16 protein-coding genes and 1 tRNA gene are annotated in these 18,334 nt (G+C 56.3%); 4 read left to right on the top strand and 13 right to left on the bottom strand.

The features are described 5' to 3' along the window. Positions 1-129: 129 nt before the first annotated feature. The 10 genes from DWZ54_RS10485 to deoC form a co-directional block, all read right to left on the bottom strand. Entirely contained in the window at positions 130-372 is a 243-nt protein-coding gene (locus tag DWZ54_RS10485) for a pro-sigmaK processing inhibitor BofA family protein (RefSeq protein WP_118015392.1), read from the bottom strand. Next, positions 372-968: a recombination mediator RecR gene (gene recR, locus DWZ54_RS10480; protein WP_118015391.1), complete on the bottom strand. Its 597-nt coding sequence runs from the start codon at positions 966-968 to the stop codon at positions 372-374. Before recR ends, DWZ54_RS10485 begins: the two co-directional genes overlap by 1 nt. Position 969: 1 nt before the next feature. Further along, entirely contained in the window at positions 970-1,305 is a 336-nt protein-coding gene (locus DWZ54_RS10475) for a YbaB/EbfC family nucleoid-associated protein (protein WP_118015390.1), read from the bottom strand. Between the two features lie 116 nt (positions 1,306-1,421). After that, positions 1,422-3,335 (bottom strand): DNA polymerase III subunit gamma/tau, encoded by a 1,914-nt coding sequence (gene dnaX, locus DWZ54_RS10470; RefSeq protein ID WP_118476148.1) that lies wholly within the window; start codon positions 3,333-3,335, stop codon positions 1,422-1,424. A gap of 210 nt (positions 3,336-3,545) precedes the next feature. Continuing rightward, positions 3,546-3,637 (bottom strand) — tRNA-Ser (locus DWZ54_RS10465). Positions 3,638-3,806: 169 nt separating this feature from the next. Further along, positions 3,807-5,006, bottom strand: coding sequence for a NupC/NupG family nucleoside CNT transporter (locus DWZ54_RS10460; RefSeq protein ID WP_118015388.1), 1,200 nt, complete (start codon positions 5,004-5,006; stop codon positions 3,807-3,809). A gap of 82 nt (positions 5,007-5,088) precedes the next feature. Continuing rightward, positions 5,089-5,475, bottom strand: coding sequence for a cytidine deaminase (locus DWZ54_RS10455; RefSeq protein WP_118476146.1), 387 nt, complete (start codon positions 5,473-5,475; stop codon positions 5,089-5,091). 17 nt (positions 5,476-5,492) lie between these two features. Beyond that, the gene (locus DWZ54_RS10450; RefSeq protein WP_118015386.1) at positions 5,493-6,815 is read right to left on the bottom strand and encodes a pyrimidine-nucleoside phosphorylase; all 1,323 of its coding nucleotides are present in this window, start codon (positions 6,813-6,815) and stop codon (positions 5,493-5,495) included. 132 nt (positions 6,816-6,947) lie between these two features. After that, positions 6,948-8,126 carry a phosphopentomutase gene (locus tag DWZ54_RS10445; RefSeq protein ID WP_118476144.1) on the bottom strand — a complete coding sequence of 393 codons (1,179 nt, stop codon included), beginning with the start codon at positions 8,124-8,126 and terminating at the stop codon, positions 6,948-6,950. Between the two features lie 40 nt (positions 8,127-8,166). Further along, positions 8,167-8,820, bottom strand: a complete 654-nt coding sequence (gene deoC, locus DWZ54_RS10440; protein WP_118476142.1) for a deoxyribose-phosphate aldolase — start codon at positions 8,818-8,820, stop codon at positions 8,167-8,169. A gap of 332 nt (positions 8,821-9,152) precedes the next feature. On the opposite strand from deoC, the gene DWZ54_RS10435 reads away from it, so the two are divergent. Next, the gene (locus tag DWZ54_RS10435; protein WP_118476140.1) at positions 9,153-13,004 is read left to right on the top strand and encodes an EAL domain-containing protein; all 3,852 of its coding nucleotides are present in this window, start codon (positions 9,153-9,155) and stop codon (positions 13,002-13,004) included. Positions 13,005-13,076: 72 nt separating this feature from the next. Here DWZ54_RS10435 and treC read toward each other — a convergent pair whose 3' ends face one another. Then, positions 13,077-14,705, bottom strand: coding sequence for an alpha,alpha-phosphotrehalase (treC, locus tag DWZ54_RS10430; protein ID WP_118476138.1), 1,629 nt, complete (start codon positions 14,703-14,705; stop codon positions 13,077-13,079). Between the two features lie 82 nt (positions 14,706-14,787). Further along, positions 14,788-15,324, bottom strand: a complete 537-nt coding sequence (locus DWZ54_RS10425) for a GNAT family N-acetyltransferase (RefSeq protein WP_118015382.1) — start codon at positions 15,322-15,324, stop codon at positions 14,788-14,790. A gap of 181 nt (positions 15,325-15,505) precedes the next feature. Between DWZ54_RS10425 and DWZ54_RS10420 the strand changes: the two genes are divergently transcribed. The 3 genes from DWZ54_RS10420 to nrdG all read left to right on the top strand — a co-directional run bounded on the left by DWZ54_RS10420 (position 15,506) and on the right by nrdG (position 17,817). Then, positions 15,506-16,531 (top strand): mechanosensitive ion channel family protein, encoded by a 1,026-nt coding sequence (locus tag DWZ54_RS10420; protein WP_118476154.1) that lies wholly within the window; start codon positions 15,506-15,508, stop codon positions 16,529-16,531. A gap of 402 nt (positions 16,532-16,933) precedes the next feature. Further along, the gene (gene nrdD / locus DWZ54_RS10415) at positions 16,934-17,218 is read left to right on the top strand and encodes an anaerobic ribonucleoside-triphosphate reductase (protein WP_118015381.1); all 285 of its coding nucleotides are present in this window, start codon (positions 16,934-16,936) and stop codon (positions 17,216-17,218) included. Between the two features lie 92 nt (positions 17,219-17,310). Then, entirely contained in the window at positions 17,311-17,817 is a 507-nt protein-coding gene (gene nrdG / locus DWZ54_RS10410; RefSeq protein ID WP_118015380.1) for an anaerobic ribonucleoside-triphosphate reductase activating protein, read from the top strand. 91 nt (positions 17,818-17,908) lie between these two features. Here nrdG and DWZ54_RS10405 read toward each other — a convergent pair whose 3' ends face one another. Next, positions 17,909-18,325 (bottom strand): universal stress protein, encoded by a 417-nt coding sequence (locus DWZ54_RS10405; RefSeq protein WP_118476136.1) that lies wholly within the window; start codon positions 18,323-18,325, stop codon positions 17,909-17,911. Positions 18,326-18,334: the final 9 nt, after the last annotated feature.

Here is an 18,334-nt window from a genome sequence, read left to right as displayed (position 1 = left end):
GGCTGCCGTATCTCGCAGCGACTTGTATTATGATACACGTCTCCGTCTCTTTTGTCAACACTATTTTTGAAAAAAGGTAAAAAAATAGAAGGACAGACGAGCAGTCCTTCCATTTCCTTGCCGTTATCGTCATAAATACGTGTAAAGCAGCACCGCAATGACCCCCGGTACGCCGAAGAAACCGGCAATCAGCGCACTCAGGAATGTGATCTGCACCTTGACGGCGAAGATCTTGACCACCCACAGCAGGATGGCACCTATGATGCTGTTCGTGATGAGTTTCCATACGAGCTGCAGTGGCAGCGATATGATTTTCCCCACGAGGCAGAGCACGACAAGGCCTACAGCAAAGGCCGTAAGCATTTCAAACATCAGATTTCCCTCCGATTCTCCATGGCCTTGGAAAGCGTGACCTCATCGGCATACTCGAGGTCGCCGCCCACCGGCAGGCCGTGCGCGATACGCGTCACCTTGATGCCGAGCGGCTTCAGGAGCTTGGCGATATACATGGCCGTCGCTTCGCCCTCGACATTCGGATTCGTCGCCATGATGACCTCCTTGACTTCATCCCCCTGCAGGCGATTCAGGAGCTCCTTGATGCGGATATCCGACGGACCAACACCTTCCAGGGGTGACAAGGCACCGTGAAGCACATGATAGACGCCGCGATAATCGCGCATGCGCTCCATGGCCGCAACATCCTGCGGCTGCTCAACAACGCAGATGATGGAATGATCCCGTTCAGGCGATCCGCAGATGGCGCAGGGATTCTGGTCACTGAGATTGAAGCAGGTGTTGCAGTACCCGATTTTTTCCTTGGCATCGATGATGGCAGAGGCCAATTCCTTTGCCTGGTTCGCGTCCATATCGAGCACGTGATAAGCAAGACGCACTGCCGTCTTTTGGCCAATGCCCGGCAGTGCGCGAAAGTGTTCGATTAAATTTGCCAAGGGTGCAATGTATTGCATCTCAGAGCAGTCCCGGCGGCAGGCCAAGCCCGCTCGTGAGCTTGCCCATCTCCGAGGCCATCATATCGTCTACTTTTTTCGTAGCCTCATTGAATGCAGCCGAGATGAGATCCTGCAGCATTTCCACATCCTCAGGATCCACGGCAGCCGGATCAATCGTAAGCCCCTGAACCTGCTTCTCGCCGTTCATGACAATCTTGACGGCACCGCCGCCAGCCGTCACTTCAACGGTCTTGCGCTTGAGCTCGTCCTGCATCTTCTTCATTTCGTTCTGCATCTTCTGGACTTTTTTCATCATGCCGGCCATATTGCCCATGTTGCCCATTCCACCAAACATGTAGTTACTCCTCCCGTTCGCATGCGCGTGGCGCACGATATCAAATTATATTCTCTAAGTTTAGACTACCAAATTTAATTGTTGTCGTCAACTCAAAACCATCTGTTCCATCCGATTCATTCCTCTTCCTCCGTTGGCAGTGGTGCATCACCATCCTCCGGCAGAGGGATGGCACCGTCATCATAGATGTCATGGCCCGCTTCCGGTTTCTCTGACGCCGGAGCCTCAGTTTTACCCGGTTTCGTCGTCTCAACGCCGACGACGTTGGCACCGAAGACGTCGAATGCTGTTTTGAGAGAAGCGCGCTCATCCGGCGCGACTTCCTCAAGGATCTCAGAAGGCTCCGGCCTTGGTGCAATCTGCTCGCGCTTTGGCGCAGCCTGCCGCGCGGTACTCTGGCGCGGACGCGGCGGCGGTGTCTTCGGTGCATTCTCGCCCGTGCAGATGACGCGTATCTCCCGGCCCGTGAGGTCAAGCAGAATGGACTCAATGGCCTTGCGGTAATTGCGCATGACGAGCGAAGCCATGAGGTCGCTCTGCATGCTCATATGGAACTGATGCTCAGACATGCCCATGAACTGCGCATTCTGGATGCAGGCGATGATTGGCGCCTTATGCTGTGCGCGCAGCTGCTCGAAAAGCTGCTGCCAGAGGGCGAGCCCCTCCTGGCTGACTGCCGCCGTCTCCTGCGGTGCTGCCGGCGTGCCGGGAGCAGGCACGCCGGAGGCAGGTGCCGCTGCTTGCCTGGGGGCAGGAACGGACGATGCCGGGGCAGCAGCTGCCTGGCGCACGCTGGGCGCGCCCTGCTGAGCAGCGGCGAGTGCTGCCGTCACCTTTGCGAGTTTGGCCTCGAGGGCCGCAAGGCGCGCCTCTCCTTCCCGCAGAGCTGTGGGCGATGGCGCGGCCACGCGGCCCTGTACCGGTGCTGCGGCCTGTTCACGCTGTTCCTCACCGCGGCACAGGGACATCAGCGCGACTTCAACGGCAATGCGCGGCTGCGGCGACCATTTCATCTCGGTCATGGCCTCGTGCAGGCGGCGGATCATGCGCGGCAGCTCATCAGCGGCGAAAAGCCTGCTCTGCTTCGCGAGAATCTCCTGCGACTCGGCGTAGAGATCCATAGAATCCACGGTACCAGCCGCCTGGAAAATCATGAGGCTGCGCAGGTGCAGCGAAAGCTCCGCGAGGATCTGCTTGAGGTCCTTGCCGTCGCGCAAGAGCTCCGCCACGATCTGCAGCGATGTCTGGACATCGTGCGCGGCAATGGCTTCCGTCATCTTGTAGATCCAGGCATGGCCGATGAGTCCGAGGATCTGGCGCACGCGTTCCACGGTGATCGTGCCTTCGGCCAGAGCTGCGCACTGATCGAGGATGGAGAGCGCATCGCGCATGCCGCCATCCGCCTGCAGCGCAATCATCGCGAGGGCCTCCGGCTCAGCCGTCATGCCCATCTGCTCCGTGATGTACGTCAGGCGGCTCTCGATTTCCTCCACCGTGATGCGCTTGAAATCGTAGCGCTGGCAGCGGGACTGGATCGTCGCCGGCACCTTATGCGCCTCCGTCGTCGCCAGGATGAAGACGACATGCTCTGGCGGCTCTTCCAATGTCTTCAGCAGAGCATTGAAGGCCTCGGTCGTCAGCATGTGGACCTCATCGATGATGTAGACCTTGTAGCGGCCATCGACTGGCGCAAACTTCACCGTCTCACGCAGATCGCGAATCTCGTCGATGCCGCGGTTGGAAGCCGCATCGATCTCAAAGACATCCATCGACGAACCATCGGTAATCTTGCGGCACTGCTCACAGACGCCGCAGGGCTCCGGCGTCGGCCCCTGTTCGCAGTTCAGTGCCTTCGCCAGAATCTTGGCCGTACTCGTCTTACCGGTGCCGCGCGGACCGGAAAACAGGTAGGCATGGCCGATGTGACCACTCGTGATGGCATTGGCCAGCGTGCGGCTGATGTGTTCCTGACCGACCAGATCCTTGAAGGTCTGCGGCCTCCATTTACGATAAAGCGCGATATACGCCATCGCGTCTCCCCCTCCCCAATACGTATAGCAAAAAGGCAGCCTTGCCGGCTGCCCTCATCCTTTTCCACGTCGAACCGCAGTCCCCAGGCACCCTTGCGGCACATGAGACGATTCGCTTAACGCTGCTTCCTTCCGGACCTGACGTGGTTCACGAGGCCCCATTGCGCAAGACCAAGGCACTGCGGCCCGACCTGAAAAAGGATATAAAAATGGCGGAGAGTGAGAGATTCGAACTCTCGATACAGGTTTCCCCGTATACACGCTTTCCAGGCGTGCTCCTTCAACCACTCGGACAACTCTCCACAATGCTCTACCAAAGAAGCTATTCAATTGTGTTGCCCGGGCTTTTCTTTGATTGCCGCCTGCAACGATATATATCTTACCATCCTCTTTCGCCTCTGTCAACACCTTTTTTTACTTTATGCAAAAAAATCTCCGCAGAAGAATCTGCGGAGATTGGGAAAGGCAAACTTACCAGATGAAGAGGCCGGCAAGACCTGCGGACAGCAGCGAAACGAGAATACCCGACAGCAGCATGTAGCCGACATTGCGGGAGATCAGATCGTTCTTGCTGTCATCGACAAGGCCTTTGAAGCAGCCGATGATCATGCCGAGCGTCGAGAAGTTCGCGAACGACGTGATGAACACCGTCAGGACACCCTGCATGTGGCGGCTGTAGCCGGCCAGGAGGTCCTGCACGCTGAGCATGACGACGAACTCATTCGTGACGAGCTTCGTGCCCATGTACTGTGCCATGGCGAAGGCCTCCGTCGAATCGAGGCCGAGCAGCCAGGCAAACGGGAACATGATGCAGCCGAGAATGTTCTCGAGCGTGATGGCCGGATGGATGAGGACGAGCAGCATATCGATGAGCTTGGCCAGGGCAACGAAGGCGATGACGTTGGCGCAGATGATGAGCACCAGGCGGCCGGCGCCGAGGATGGAGTTGCCGAGGAAGGAGAAGAACGGCTCGCGTTCCTTGCCGCCGTCACCGATGCGCGCAACCGTATCCTCTTCCTCGGTAATCTTGACCGGATGCAGGATGTTCGTGACGATCAGGGCATTGATGACGTTAAGCGGTACAGCCGTCAGGATGAATTCTGCCGGCATCATCTTCGTGTAAACACCGATCAGAGCAGCCGTGACGCAGCTCATGGACATCATGGCAAGCGTCAGGCAGCGGTCTGCCTTCATGCGCTTGAGCTGAAGGCTCGAGACGGCCAGGGCCTCCGTGTTGCCAAGAAACATCATCTCGATGGCAAAGAAGGACTCGAATTTCGGTTCATGCGTGATAAAAGCCAGGGCCTTGCCGATCCACTTGATGATGAACGGCAGGAGACCGATGTACGTCAGGATATCAAAGAGCGGCACGACGAGCAGGATTGGCAGCAGAGCCGACGTGAAGAAGTTCATCTGCGGCACATGAACCCAGTCCGGGAAAGCAAAGGCGATGCCTTCGTAGGCAACGCTGACGAGCCAGGTGAAGCCGGCAGCTGCGGCCTGCACGATGTCACGGCCAATCGGGAATGACGTCAGAAACCAGGCGATGAATACGTTGATGGCCAGGAGGGAACCAACGCCGCGCCAGTGAATATCCTTGCGCTTTTTCGAAAAGAGGATGCCGACGCCCAGGAAGACCAGCACGCCGAGCAGGTTGATGACGAAATACATAGACTTGCTCCTATCTTTTTGAAATGAGTTCTCTGTCAGCCAGATGAAAAAGAGGACATCTGGCCGACTTCATCATTATATATCAGAGGTCATTTTCCGTAAAGGCAAACGGCAGGATTTCTTCGAGGCTTACGGCCTTGCTGTCACCCTTGAGATTCGCCATGATGACGCGGCCGATACGAAATTCGCAGATGGCCTGACGGCACATACCGCACGGTGCGCAGGGGCCCGGCGTATCCGCCACGATGGCGATGGCCTCAAACTCGCGCTCGCCTTCTGAGACGGCCTTGAAGATGGCCGTGCGCTCGGCACAGTTCGTCACTGGGTAGCTGGCATTCTCGATGTTGCAGCCGCCGTAGGCATGGCCGCTCTTCGTCAGGACGGCCGCACCGACCTGGAACTTCGAATACGGCGCGTAGGCACGCTCCCGGTACTTCTTGGCAACTTCAATGAGTTCTGCATCTGTCATTTTTTTGCCCCCGTTCCTCAGTACTTCTCGACTTTGTCTTTCTCGATGCGCGCATAGACGAGCGGCTCTTTCTCCGGCTGCTCATCGCCGATGGCAATGGCCTCACGGTACATCTTCTCTGCATCAGCCAGTGCGCCTTCCTTCGACGTGTAGAGCGTCACGAGCGTATCGCCTGCCTTGACCTCGTCACCGTACTTCTTGTGCAGGATCAGGCCGGCCGAGAAGTCGATAGCGCTCTCCTTCGTCTCACGGCCTGCGCCGAGGACAACAGACGTCTCGCCGATCTCTTCGGCGTTCATCTTCGTGATGTAGCCCGAACGCTCGGCCTTGACCTCTGCGCGGTACGGAGCCTGCTGGAACTTCGTGTAATCGCGCAGCACGCTGTCGTCGCCGCCCTGTGCACGGACCATCTTGCAGAACGTCTCAAAGGCACTGCCATCGGCAATGGCCTTTTCTGCCATCTGACGGCACTCTTCCGGCGTGCCCTTGCCGACGAGATAAAGCATGTTGGCTGCGAGCTGCAGCGAAACTTCCGTGAGGTCGGCCGGACCGTGGCCCTTGAGCACATCCATGGACTCCATAACTTCGATGCTGTTGCCGATGCCGTAGCCGAGCGGCGTATCCATATCCGTGATCAGCGCGACCGTGCGGCGGCCGGCCAGCTCGCCGATGGCGACCATCGTCTGCGCGAGCTTGATGGAATCATCGAGCGTCTTCATGAAGGCGCCGCTGCCCGTCTTGACATCGAGCAGGATGCAGTCGGAGCCGGCTGCGAGCTTCTTGCTCATGATGGAGGAAGCGATAAGGGGAATGCTGTCGACCGTGGCCGTGACATCGCGCAGTGCGTAGAGCTTCTTGTCAGCCGGTGCCAGGTTGCCCGACTGGCCGATGACGCTGACGCCGCAGTCGTTAACCGTCTTGAAGAACTGCTCGCGCGAAAGAGCCGTCTGATAGCCCGGAATGGACTCGAGCTTGTCGACCGTGCCGCCCGTATGGCCGAGGCCGCGGCCGCTCATCTTGGCGACCTTGCCGCCGCAGGCTGCGACAATCGGGGCACAGATCAGCGTCGTCTTGTCGCCGACACCGCCCGTCGAATGCTTGTCGACCTTCTTGCCGGCAATGGCCGAAAGATCGATCATGTCGCCAGATTTTGCCATGACCTTCGTGAGCTCCGTGATCTCATGATCCGTCATGCCCTGGAACCAGATGGCCATGAGCATGGCCGACATCTGGTAATCGGGAATGTCGCCCTTGACGTAGCCATCGATCATGAACTGGATCTCCTCATCCGTGAGCACCTGGCCATGTTTCTTCTTCGTAATCAGGTCATACATACGCATAATGCAAAATCCTCCCCATAAACGGATATTTGAAAAACTTCCCAAATTTCAATCTTTTTATCTTGCATTCTTCTCGCGGGACAGGCTTCTCTGCCCCGCGAAAAAATGCTGATTCAATTCAGATGTTCGTTGTCACTTGATGATGCGCGGCAGGATGCTCTCGCCCTTCGTCGCCAGATCTGCATCAAACATATCGGAAATCGTCGCACCGATCATGGCGAACGTCGGATACGTGCCGAGGTTGACGCCCTGCTTGACGTGTGCGCCGTAAACGAGCAGAGGCACGTATTCGCGCGTATGGTCCGTCCCCGGAGCTCCCGGATCGCAGCCATGGTCAGCCGTAATCATGAGCACATCGTCTTCCTTCATCTTCGCCATGAATTCACCGAGCTGGCGGTCGAAATCCGTCGCAGCCTGTGCATAGCCATCGATATCGCGGCGATGGCCGTACTGCATGTCAAAATCCACGAGGTTGACGAAGCAGAGGCCCGTGAAGTCCTCATCCATGAGCTTCAGCGTCTTTTCCATGCCATCCGTGTTGTCCTTGTTGATACCGAGCGTGCGGCTGATGCTGCGGCCTGCAAAGATGTCGGAAATCTTGCCGACGCCAATCGTATCGAAGCCTTTGCGGCGCAGGGCATCCATCATCGTATCGCCCGTCGGGTCGAGGGAGAAATCATGACGGCGCGGCGTGCGCGTGTAATTCGGATATTCGCCGACGTACGGACGCGCGATGATGCGGCCGACGCCATGCTCACCCTGCATGATTTTGCGCGCGATGCGGCAGTATTCGTAGAGCTTGTCAACCGGCACATCATCCTCGTGTGCGGCGATCTGCAGCACGCTGTCTGCCGACGTGTAAACGATGAGGGCACCCGTTTCCTTCTGCTCACGGCCGTAATCGTGAATAACCTTCGTGCCGGAATACGGCTTGTTGCAGATGATCTTGCGGCCGAATGCCTGCTCGAGCTTTGCGATGACTTCCGGCGGGAAGCCGTTCGGATACGTCGGCATCGGGCGCTCCGAGACAATGCCGGCGATTTCCCAATGGCCCGTCGTCGTATCCTTGCCGCGCGAGAGTTCGCGCAGGCGGGCAAAGGAACCAACCGGATTCTCCACGGGGGTCCCGCAGCCGACGCCATCGATATTGAAAAGGCCGATCTTCTTCATGTTCGGCGTATCGTATTTCGGCGAAGCGGCAATCGTCTTCAGCGTATTGCAGACATCATCGCCAAAATCCGGAGCATCCGGCTCACGGCCGATGCCGAAGCTGTCGAGCACAATGATAAACGCACGTTTGAAAGACTTCATTTTATATCTTCCTTTCTATATCCGTAAGGTGGAAACCGGATCAAAGTTCATCCTTGAGGACCTTGACGGCAGCGCTGGCGCCGAGGCGCGTGCAGCCGGCATTCAGGAAGGCCTCCATTTCCTCACGCGTGTGGATGCCGCCCGCGGCCTTCATCTCCACGTTCGGGCCGATGTGCTTCTTGAAGAGCTCGATGTCCTCGAGTTTGGCACCGGCCGTGCCGAAGCCCGTCGACGTCTTGATGATGTCGGCGCCGCCATCCGTCACGCAGTGGCAGGCAGCGATCTTCTCTTCTTCCGTCAGGAAGCACGTCTCGACGATGACCTTCAGGATGCGGTCACCACAGAGATTCTTGAGCGTGCGGATCTCATTCGTGACGTAATCCGTCTCACCGGCCTTGAGCATGCCGATGTTGATGACCATATCGATTTCCTCGGCACCGTCAGCCAGGGCCTGTGCCGTCTCGGCAACCTTGGCAGCCAGACTGCAGTTGCCATTCGGGAAGCCGACGACCGTTGCGACCTTCAGGGCATCGCCGTATTTTGCCACGATGCGCGGGATGAACGACGACGGAACCATGACCGTAGCCGTATGATACGCCACTGCCTCGTCGCAGATACGCTGGATATCATCCCAGGTTGCCGTCTGCTTCAATAACGTGTGATCTACATGTGCCAGGATCTCTGCTGCCTTCATGATATTTCCTCCTCCATACATGACCGGAATCGAACAATTCTTATGTTTCCAATCGTCAGACGATTTTAATTGCTCTCAACTTTCTTCTTGATTCTATTCTAAACAATAACAAACAAAAATAAAAGGACATCTGTCTTATCAGCCGATGAAAATTATGATCAGCCGTTTTTCTCATTCTTTTGTAGGAAAGCCGTGTTATAGTACCATTCTGTTTTTACCTGTGAGAAATAGCGTTCCATAAAATTTATAACTGTCTTTTCATCTGCAATCCTCATATTTTGTCCAGATTGTGATAAAATTAAAATATCTATGTATAAAAAGGAGGGAGTATCTTGGATTTAACCAAGCGCAATTATATTCGCTTGAATTTTGAGCGGGCCTTGCACGATGGACATATCGATGTCCACTACCGCCCGATTCTTCGCACGGCTACTGAAAAGATTTGCGGCGTCGAAGCGCTTTCGCGCTGGCACGACCCTCTTTACGGGGAAATCGCTCCGCACGATTTCGTCCCGATTCTCGAAGATATCGGAAAAATCCATCTGCTCGATCACTTTGTATTGAAGGAAGCCGTCCGCAATCAGCAGGAGCGCAAACTCCACCAATTGCCGCGCGTGCCGATTTCCATCAACCTCTCGCGCTGCGATTTCGCACTGATGGACCCGTGCTACATCCTGGAGGAACTGACGGAAAAATACCAGATTCCGCATGATTATTTCCACATCGAGATCACAGAAACGGCCCTCGCTCAGGATGAAGCCGCCGTCGCAGCTGCCATTCGCCGCTTTCGCGCCCATGGCTACAAGGTCGTGCTCGATAATTTCGGCAGCGGTTTTTCCTCGCTGATTGCGCTGCAACGCTACGCGGTCGACGAAATCAGCATCGACCGCATCTTTTTCGAGGACTTTACGGAAGAGAGCAGGAAAATCATCCAGACTATCGTGCTCATGGGCAAATCCCTCGGCATCCATACGATTGCCGAAGGCGTCCAGAATAAACAGCATGTGGATTTCTTGTGCAGCATCGGCTGCGAAAAGATCCAGGGCGATTACTGCTGCCGTCTCACCAAGAACGATCCGAATGAAAATGTCCTGACGTATCCGGGGCTCGACAGCGAAAGTCCGCTTGAAGAACAGATTTTCAGCAAGGCGGGACTGACGAATTTCATCACGGATACGCCGGTAGCCCTGTTGTCGGATAACGGCCATGATGTGAAACTGCTCGCGGCCAACCCCGCATACCGATCGGAGCTCCATACCGCAGGACTTTCCACCACCACCGAAGTCAACCGTTATCTGCACACCCTGCCACCGGTGATACAGGAAAAGCTGCGCCGCCTGGCTGACCGCGCGATCCGGTCGCACCAGACCGAGCGCATCATCTGCGTCGGCGACGGCCAGTACTTTCACTTCAGCCTGCTGACGCTGGCCGGTGTCAGCGGCTTTTACGTCCACAAGGCCGAGCTCAAGAATCTGCAGCCCGACCGCGAAGAACACGCCGCCACCAGGCGATACGACGAAATCGTGCGCAACATCCTGCGCATTTATGACGAGGTATACTGCGTTGACCAGATGCGAAACCGCGTTGAGATCATTGAGTCTGACCTGCCATCCCTGCAGCCCGGCTCGCATCGCCACGGCATCATGCACACCTTCATCGACTATGCCGATGCGTACATCCACGAGGAAGACCGCGCGCGTTTCCTGGCCTTTGCACGTCGTCTGTGCCCGGATACGGCAGGGCACGATGACGACGGCTATCTCGCGGGGATTTTTCGCGTCCAGCAAAAAAACGGCAGCTATCGCTGGAAGATCTTTGATGTCATCTCTTTTGAACAGGAACACCGTCCCTGCCTGCTCATCTGCCTGCACGACTTCGTCTTCGAGAAACAGGAGCATATGAAGGAACTGCTGAACACCATTATGGCGTCTTACGGCCTCATGAGCCCGTCCACGCAGGAAACAACAGCCCTGAGCGATTCGCATCTCTGGCAGGCACTTTTGAACAGTTCGAGCCGCAAATTGTTCTGGAAGGACCGGGAAGGACGGTTCCGCGGCGCCAGCCGTGCCTTCCTGAAATTCTACGGCATCAAGAATGTCACCGACCTGCTCGGCAAGACGGATGAGGATATCGGCTGGCATATCGAGGGCGGCCGGATGCACGACTACGAGGAACTCGTCATGCAGAGCGGTCAGTCCGTGCACGATCTCCCCGGTTACTGTATCACGCGCGGCCGCCAGCATGCGATTTCCTTCTCGAAATACCCGGTTTATGACGGCCTGCAGATCGTGGGGCTGCTCGGTGAATTCCGTGACAGCGAAGAACAGGAAGCAACGCAGAAGCTTTACCAGAAACTCTATGTCACGGATGATACGACCGGCCTGTACAATTATCGCGGGTTGATCCTCGTCAGTGTCGAATATGCCGACAATTACCGCCTGAAAGGCGAAGATTACACGGGCATCATGATGTCCATCCCCGAGTACGACCGCTTTGCCCAGCTCTACGGGCCCAAGGTCAGCAAAGTCCTGCTGACCCGCATCCGCAACATCGTGATTGACGCCATGCCCAAAAATATCGTGGTTGCGCATACCGGCAGCGGCGTCTTCGTCTGTTTCCAGAAAGGGCTTGACACGGGCACACTTCGCCAGCACACCGAAGCCGTGAAGGAAACGATTGCCGCCATCACGAACATCGACGGCTTCCCCTGCACGCTTTCCCTGCGCTATGCACTGGCCAGAGGGTCCGAAGCGCGGACATCCGATGAATTTCTCCATATCCTGTCCGCCCGCTGCCTCGCCAGTATGGCGTCTTATGGCCTTAGCGGCGCCTTCGGTGATTCCATTCTCTTTGACCGCGAAGCATTCGATCACGCCGATGAGATGGTTTATCTGACCGATCCCCTGACCTACGAGCTCGTCTACATGAACCATGCTCTGCTCAAGTCCCTGAATCTGCCGGATGATTTCTATTACATCGGCCATAAATGCTATGAAATCGTCACCGGCAGCCATAAGCCGTGTACGGACTGCCCGCAGTCCAAGCTGCGGCGCGACCGCTTCCACAGCGGATCCTACCACAATCCACTGACCGGCATGGATTTCCATCGCGGTGATATCCTCGTGCCATGGAACGGACGCAACTACCATTTCAGCATCGGCATCAATCTGCGGGATATCTACCAGCGTCATCGCCAGCAATACAATCAGCCGCGGCACGCCGTCTCCATGAATGATGCCCTTAACCTCGCCATCCGCGAGGAGAATCCCGACCTCGGCATCCGGAAGATGCTGGCCAAAATCGGCACGATGATCAAGGCGGACCATCTCATCGTCATGGAAGAGGAACCCAACGGTTTCTATCTGAGTGCCACTTATGAATGGCACCCGGACAACAGGGAGAGCCTCCGTCCCCGCCTTCACCACATCCCGCTCATCGATGTCAGGCCGCTCTACGATACCTTCCGCACGGATCCGGTCATGCGCGTCAAGGACATTGCCGCCTACCAGCGCCGCCATCCGTCCTCGCTGCTCCACACACTTCAGATTCAGCCGCCAATCCGCGCCTTCGTGGCCGGTCAGCTCATCATGGGCGACCGCTCGCTCGGTTGTCTCCTGGTGCTCAATCCCGACCCTGAATTCTTTGAAACAGCCGCCATACTCCTGAACACCTTGACGCACTTCTGTTCCATCCTGCTTCGCAACCGCGACAATATGAAGCGCTTGCATGAACTCAGCACCATCGATCAGCTGACAAGTGCCGGCAATCGCCATGCACTCGAAAGCTATCTGCATACAAAACTGCATCCCGGAGAACATTACGTCATCGTCTTCAGCGACATAAACGGGCTCAAGAAGGCCAACGACACGCTCGGCCACAAGGCAGGCGACCATCTCATACGGGCCGTTGCCTCCGTGCTCATCAGCATCGGCAGCCGCGAGCATGTCTTCCGCATTGGCGGCGATGAATTTCTCATGATCCGCCCCTGTCAGGACGAAGCGGGCGCACGGGCTCTGCTGCAGCGCATTGAAGAAAAGTTCCGGGCGCATAAGGTCAGCGCAGCACTCGGCTACGTGCTCTGCCAGGCTCCGTTTGACAATATCGACGCCATCATCCATGAAGCTGACCTGCGCATGTACACCGAAAAAAAGCGTCAGCATCAGGAACGAAAAACCGACAGCTGAAACACATTTGTTGCAAAAAGTCCGCCGGCTCAGCGAGTCAGCGGACTTTTTTTCTGCCAAGCGGCAGCTTCCTTATCTTGTTAAGACGACCACCTCAAAGGGGCGCAGGGTATCCTCCAGCCCTTCATAATTGCCCAGGGTCTTTTCGTATCCTTCCTGCTGATACAAGGAAAGGTGCCTTGAAAGCGAGACTTCATGGTCACGGAAATTGCAGAACACCAGCAGGCGTTCCTGCTGCCAGGCACGCTTGTACGCCAGGACATCGTTGTTTTCCCGCTCGATGAAGCGAATGCTGCCCTCTGCGATCAGGCGGGAAGCATGGCGCAGGCGCACGAGCTTCTTGTAGAAAGCCAGTACGGAATCCTCATCGTCCGCCTCTGCCGCCGCATTGATGACCGCATGATTGGAATTGACGGCCAGCCAGGGCGTCCCCACCGTAAAGCCAGCCTGCGTGCCCGCATCCCACTGCATCGGCGTGCGGCCGTTATCGCGCGAACGCGCGCCCAGGATCTGCAGCGTTTTCTGCTCACTGTGGCCGCCGGCCCGCAGGATATCGTGATAGTTGAGGCTCTCGACATCGCGATACGAGGAAATATCCGTAAAGCCGGCATTCGTCATGCCGAGTTCTTCCCCCTGATAGATGTAGGGCGTGCCACGCATGAGGTGAATCGCTGCGGCGAGCATCTTGGCCGATTCCTTCCAGTAACGGCCCGTATCGCCAAGGCGCGAGACGATGCGCGGCGGGTCGTGATTGCACCAGAACAGCGCATTCCAGCCGCCGCCTTGCGCCATGCCTTCCTGCCACGAAGCAAAGATTTCCTTGAGCGCATGGATGTCCGGCGCCATCAGCGACCACTTGTCGCCGTCCTTGTAGTCGACCTTGAGATGATGGAAACTGAAGGTCATCGAGAGCTCATGCTCATGAGGAGCCGAATAACGGATACAGTTCGCGATGCTCGTGGAACTCATTTCGCCAACCGTCACCATGCCCTCGATGCCGCTGTCACGCACAAGTTCCTTGAGATATGCGTGCACATGCGGGCCATCCGTGTAGAAGCGGCGGCCATCGCCTTCCGCATCGTCGACGAAATCACCCTTCGAGATGAGATTGACGACATCGAAGCGGAATCCCCTGACGCCCTTTTGCTTCCAGAAGCGCAGGATGGCCTTGAGCTCCTCGCGCACTTCCGGGTTCTCCCAGTTGAGATCGGCCTGTGTGACATCGAAGAGATGCAGGTACCACTTGCCGAGTGCTGGCACGTACTCCCAGGCCGAGCCGCCGAACTTCGACTGCCAGTTCGTCGGCGGCGCGTCCGGCGCACCGTCGCGGAAGATGTAGTACTTCATGTACTTCTCATCGCCCTTCAGCGCTTTCTGGAACCACTCGTGTGCCGTCGAGGTGTGGTTGAAGACCATGTCGAACATCAGGCCGATGCCCTTTGCTCCGGCCTCGGCAATGAGTGCCTCGAGATCTGCCATCGTGCCGAAGCGCGGGTCGACCGCGCGGTAATCGGCGACATCGTAGCCATTGTCGCGCTGCGGCGAAGGAAAGAACGGCGTGAGCCACAGGAAGTCGACGTCGAGATCAGCGAGGTAGCCGAGACGGCTCCTGATGCCGTTGATGTCACCCCAGCCGTCGCCATTCGAGTCCTGGAACGACTTAGGGTAGATCTGATAGACAACCTTATCTTCAAAATGCATCGCAATCCCTCCTGCATCCAGCAATCCGGGAAACTCAGAAAAATTTCCCACACTACCGTTTTTCTTCTCTGATCCGCGTTGATCAGAGTTCCAGACCCTGCTCCTTGCGCGCACGGTACTCGCGGTCGAGAATGCCGAGGATCACGAGGTTCTCGTAGACGCCGTTCGTCAGGATGGTCTCACGGATCAGGCCCTCACGCTGCATCCCCTCCGATTCGTAAAGGTGCAGTGCGCGCGCATTGTAGTCCTTGCAGTCGAGCCAGGCGCGGTGGAACTTGAGGTCGTCAAAGCCCCAGGCCTTTAAGAGCTTCATCGCCTCGTGGCCGTAGCCCATGCCCTTCTTCTCGATGATGACATGCGTCCACTCGAGCTCCTTGGCCGGCGTCGTCAGACCGTTGATCATCAGATAGCCGACCGGCTCCTTCGTCTCGATTTCCTCGACGATGACATCCATCGTCGCCTGTCCTTCTTCAATGACCTTCGTATGGAAATCGCGGTCAAACGGCACGATGAACTTGAGATTCTCGGGATCGTATTCGAGCTTCATGATGAAGTCGAGATCCTCTTTCGTTGCCTTGCGAAGCTGCAGGCGTTTGCCCACATGCAGGATTTCTGCCATAATAAAACAACTCCTTTTCGTTGTGTATTCATTTTTCCTTTTCCCTGCCTGTTTCTTATAGTATAATAGATACACTTTGGACTTCAAGGCTTTTTCCATGCCAACATCTGCGTGTTTCATTAAAAAGGAGGTCATTTTCTTGCATTACGATTGGCTAGCCTGGGTTGACTGGACGCATCTGATGGAGATGCTCTTCGTCCCCGTCTGCATCCTTGTGGCATCGCTGACCATCGGCATCATGCTCAACAAGCTCATTAACCGCCGCATCGAGAACCACCTGAACATCGAAGAGGATTCCTGGTTCTACATCTTCATCAACGCACTGCGCGGCGTGCCGGTGTCACTGTGCCTCGTTGTCGGTCTTTACTGGATCGTCAATACGAATACCATCAACATCATCGAGCCGCTGACGCGCCTGTTCTCCTACATCCTCTTCACGGTCATCATCCTCTCGATCACGCGTGTCGCCGCCCGCACGATCAACGGCTTCGTCACGCTGCGCATCGAGCGCACGCAGGAAAAACTGCCGAAGACGACGCTGCTCAACACCATCCTCAATGTCATCATCTATGCGATGGGCGTGCTCGTCGTGCTGCAATACTACGGCATCTCGATTGCGCCGATCCTCACCGCCATGGGTGTCGGTGGTATGGCCGTCGCCCTCGCCCTGCAGGAAACACTTGCGAATATCTTCTCGGGCCTGCACCTCATCATCTCCAAACAGCTGCGTCTCGACGACTACATCAAGCTCAACACCGGCGAGGAGGGTCGCGTCACGGATATCACCTGGCGCTTCACGACGATCGTGCCGGCCGGCGGCGGCAACATGATCGTCATCCCGAATCAGAAGATTGCCTCGTCGAACATCACGAACTACAGCATGCCGCGTAAGGACATCGTCATCAGCATCCCCGTCGGCGTCTCCTACGACAGCGACCTCGATGAGGTCGAACGCGTGACGCTCGAAGTGGCCCGCGATGTCATGAACCGAGTCGACAAGGATGTCCACATCGAACCGGCCGTGCGCTTCCACACCTTCGGCGAATCGAGCATCGACTTCAACGTCGTGCTGCATTCCAGTTACTTCGAGCATCAATTCCTGCTCAAGCACGAATTCATCAAGGCACTGACGCGCCGCTACCGCCAGGAAGGCATCGAGATTCCATATCCGGTACGCACCGTGCTGCAGCCTGACCTCACAAAATAACGGACCTATGGATAACTTGTCCCCTATATCTTGTGTCCACTTATCCACAGCATGCAGGATTTGATCCACTCCCTGCTGTGGATAATTTTCTTTTGGAGAATCTTTATTCATTTTCAAAATTGAAAAAGACTGGCACAGCCTTGCCAGCAGGCCGTGCATCCCTGCTGCTCCATTTGTCAATATGAATATTCTCTATCTATTATGTATATATATGCAAATATTCTTGTGGATAAGCAGAAGTGTCAGAAAACTACATGTAGTATGGGTATTGACGCTCGAACAATAGATATAGTATAATTTGGTCAAGCGCAACGGAAAAGCCCCTTTTCCCGCGATGCTTAAACATACAGATTGCAACAGGTTTCACACGAGATAACACGAGATAAGGATAGGTGACCCTTCATGGTAGTCAACGGCATTGATGTCAAAGTAAACGGACTTTCCGATGTTTCCGAGCAGGAAATCGTCAACTATATCGATTATGTCGAACAGCAGACAAACGAAAAAGTCAGCAGCCTGCAGCTCTCCGCAGCACAGGATGGACAGGTTGATATCCAGTACGAGCTCCAGCCGCAGAAATTTGAACGCATCCGCCGCATCACGGGCTACCTCGTGGGCACGATCGATCGTTGGAACAACGCGAAGCGCGCCGAAGAGCACGACCGCGTCAAACACAGCCTGCATTGATTGCAGAAATCAAAAGCCGCTGCCATCCCCCCGGCAGCGGCTTTCTTCGTGTCTCTGATTCATTTGCATGTTCACAGGAAAGGACGATCATCATGCAGAACACCTTGCGCATCGCCGGGGTCGTCGACGATTCCGTCGTCGATGGCGACGGCATACGGTATACCATCTTCGTACAGGGCTGCCCGCGCCGCTGCCACAACTGCCAGAACCCCGAAACGCAGCCGCTTGAGGGCGGACGTGAGGAAACGATTGAACACCTCATGGCGGAAATGAAAGAAAACCCGCTGCTGACCGGCGCGACCTTCAGCGGCGGCGAACCCTTCCTGCAGCCGGCTCCGCTGGCTGCGCTCGCACATCGGGTCCATGACGCGGGCCTCGATGTCTGGTGCTACAGCGGCTATACGCTCGAAGAGCTCCGGGATCGCCATGACAAGGCCACAGACGACCTGCTCGCAGCCATCGATGTGCTCGTCGACGGCGAATACATCGAAGCGGAACGCGACCTCACGCTCCACTTCCGCGGCTCGCGTAACCAGCGCGTCATCGACATGAACGCCACGCGCAAGACCGGCGCGACCGTCCTGCTCTATGAGGACTGAGCCGCCGTAAAAAGCATGACAAAAAGCAGCCAGCAGCACGTGATTGACACGCGCCGCTGGCTGTTTTCTTTGTCTCTTTTTTGTCAAACGTTCATTTCACGACGAGGACCGGGCATTTCGACTGTTCGACGATGTACTGGCTGACGCTGCCGAGCAGGACGCCTTTGACGACGCCGAGTCCGCGGCTGCCCATGACGATGAGATCCATGTCGTTGCTCGTCGCAAAGTCGAGGATGACGACGGCTGGCGATCCCGTCTCCGAGAATGCTTCCTTCTCGATGCCGGACGGGACCATCTCCATCGCGCGGTCGAGGATGACATTGCCGGCTTTCGTCACAGCTTCGAGGATGGCATCCGACAGGCAGGCATTGATGGCAAGCTGATTGATGTTGGCGACATAGAGGAAATTGAGCTTGGCATCACATGCCTCTGCCAGGGAAATAGCCTCCGTTACGGCGCGATCCGAACCTTCCGAACCATCTACTGGTACCAGGATATTTTTCATCATAGTATTACC

It is taken from the genome of Mitsuokella sp. AF33-22, from assembly GCF_003475755.1.
Taxonomy (GTDB): domain Bacteria; phylum Bacillota; class Negativicutes; order Selenomonadales; family Selenomonadaceae; genus Mitsuokella.
This window is presented reverse-complemented; position numbering and strand designations above follow the sequence as displayed.

Excerpts from the sequence above, each read along its gene's own strand:
- DWZ54_RS10485 (WP_118015392.1), bottom strand. The coding sequence starts at position 372 with ATGTTTGAAATGCTTACGGCCTTTGCTGTAGGCCTTGTCGTGCTCTGC.
- recR (WP_118015391.1), bottom strand. The coding sequence starts at position 968 with ATGCAATACATTGCACCCTTGGCAAATTTAATCGAACACTTTCGCGCA.
- DWZ54_RS10475 (WP_118015390.1), bottom strand. The coding sequence starts at position 1,305 with ATGTTTGGTGGAATGGGCAACATGGGCAATATGGCCGGCATGATGAAA.
- dnaX (WP_118476148.1), bottom strand. The coding sequence starts at position 3,335 with ATGGCGTATATCGCGCTTTATCGTAAATGGAGGCCGCAGACCTTCAAG.
- DWZ54_RS10460 (WP_118015388.1), bottom strand. The coding sequence starts at position 5,006 with ATGTATTTCGTCATCAACCTGCTCGGCGTGCTGGTCTTCCTGGGCGTC.
- DWZ54_RS10455 (WP_118476146.1), bottom strand. The coding sequence starts at position 5,475 with ATGACAGATGCAGAACTCATTGAAGTTGCCAAGAAGTACCGGGAGCGT.
- DWZ54_RS10450 (WP_118015386.1), bottom strand. The coding sequence starts at position 6,815 with ATGCGTATGTATGACCTGATTACGAAGAAGAAACATGGCCAGGTGCTC.
- DWZ54_RS10445 (WP_118476144.1), bottom strand. The coding sequence starts at position 8,126 with ATGAAGTCTTTCAAACGTGCGTTTATCATTGTGCTCGACAGCTTCGGC.
- deoC (WP_118476142.1), bottom strand. The coding sequence starts at position 8,820 with ATGAAGGCAGCAGAGATCCTGGCACATGTAGATCACACGTTATTGAAG.
- treC (WP_118476138.1), bottom strand. The coding sequence starts at position 14,705 with ATGCATTTTGAAGATAAGGTTGTCTATCAGATCTACCCTAAGTCGTTC.
- DWZ54_RS10425 (WP_118015382.1), bottom strand. The coding sequence starts at position 15,324 with ATGGCAGAAATCCTGCATGTGGGCAAACGCCTGCAGCTTCGCAAGGCA.
- DWZ54_RS10420 (WP_118476154.1), top strand. The coding sequence starts at position 15,506 with ATGGAGATGCTCTTCGTCCCCGTCTGCATCCTTGTGGCATCGCTGACC.
- nrdD (WP_118015381.1), top strand. The coding sequence starts at position 16,934 with ATGGTAGTCAACGGCATTGATGTCAAAGTAAACGGACTTTCCGATGTT.
- nrdG (WP_118015380.1), top strand. The coding sequence starts at position 17,311 with ATGCAGAACACCTTGCGCATCGCCGGGGTCGTCGACGATTCCGTCGTC.
- DWZ54_RS10405 (WP_118476136.1), bottom strand. The coding sequence starts at position 18,325 with ATGATGAAAAATATCCTGGTACCAGTAGATGGTTCGGAAGGTTCGGAT.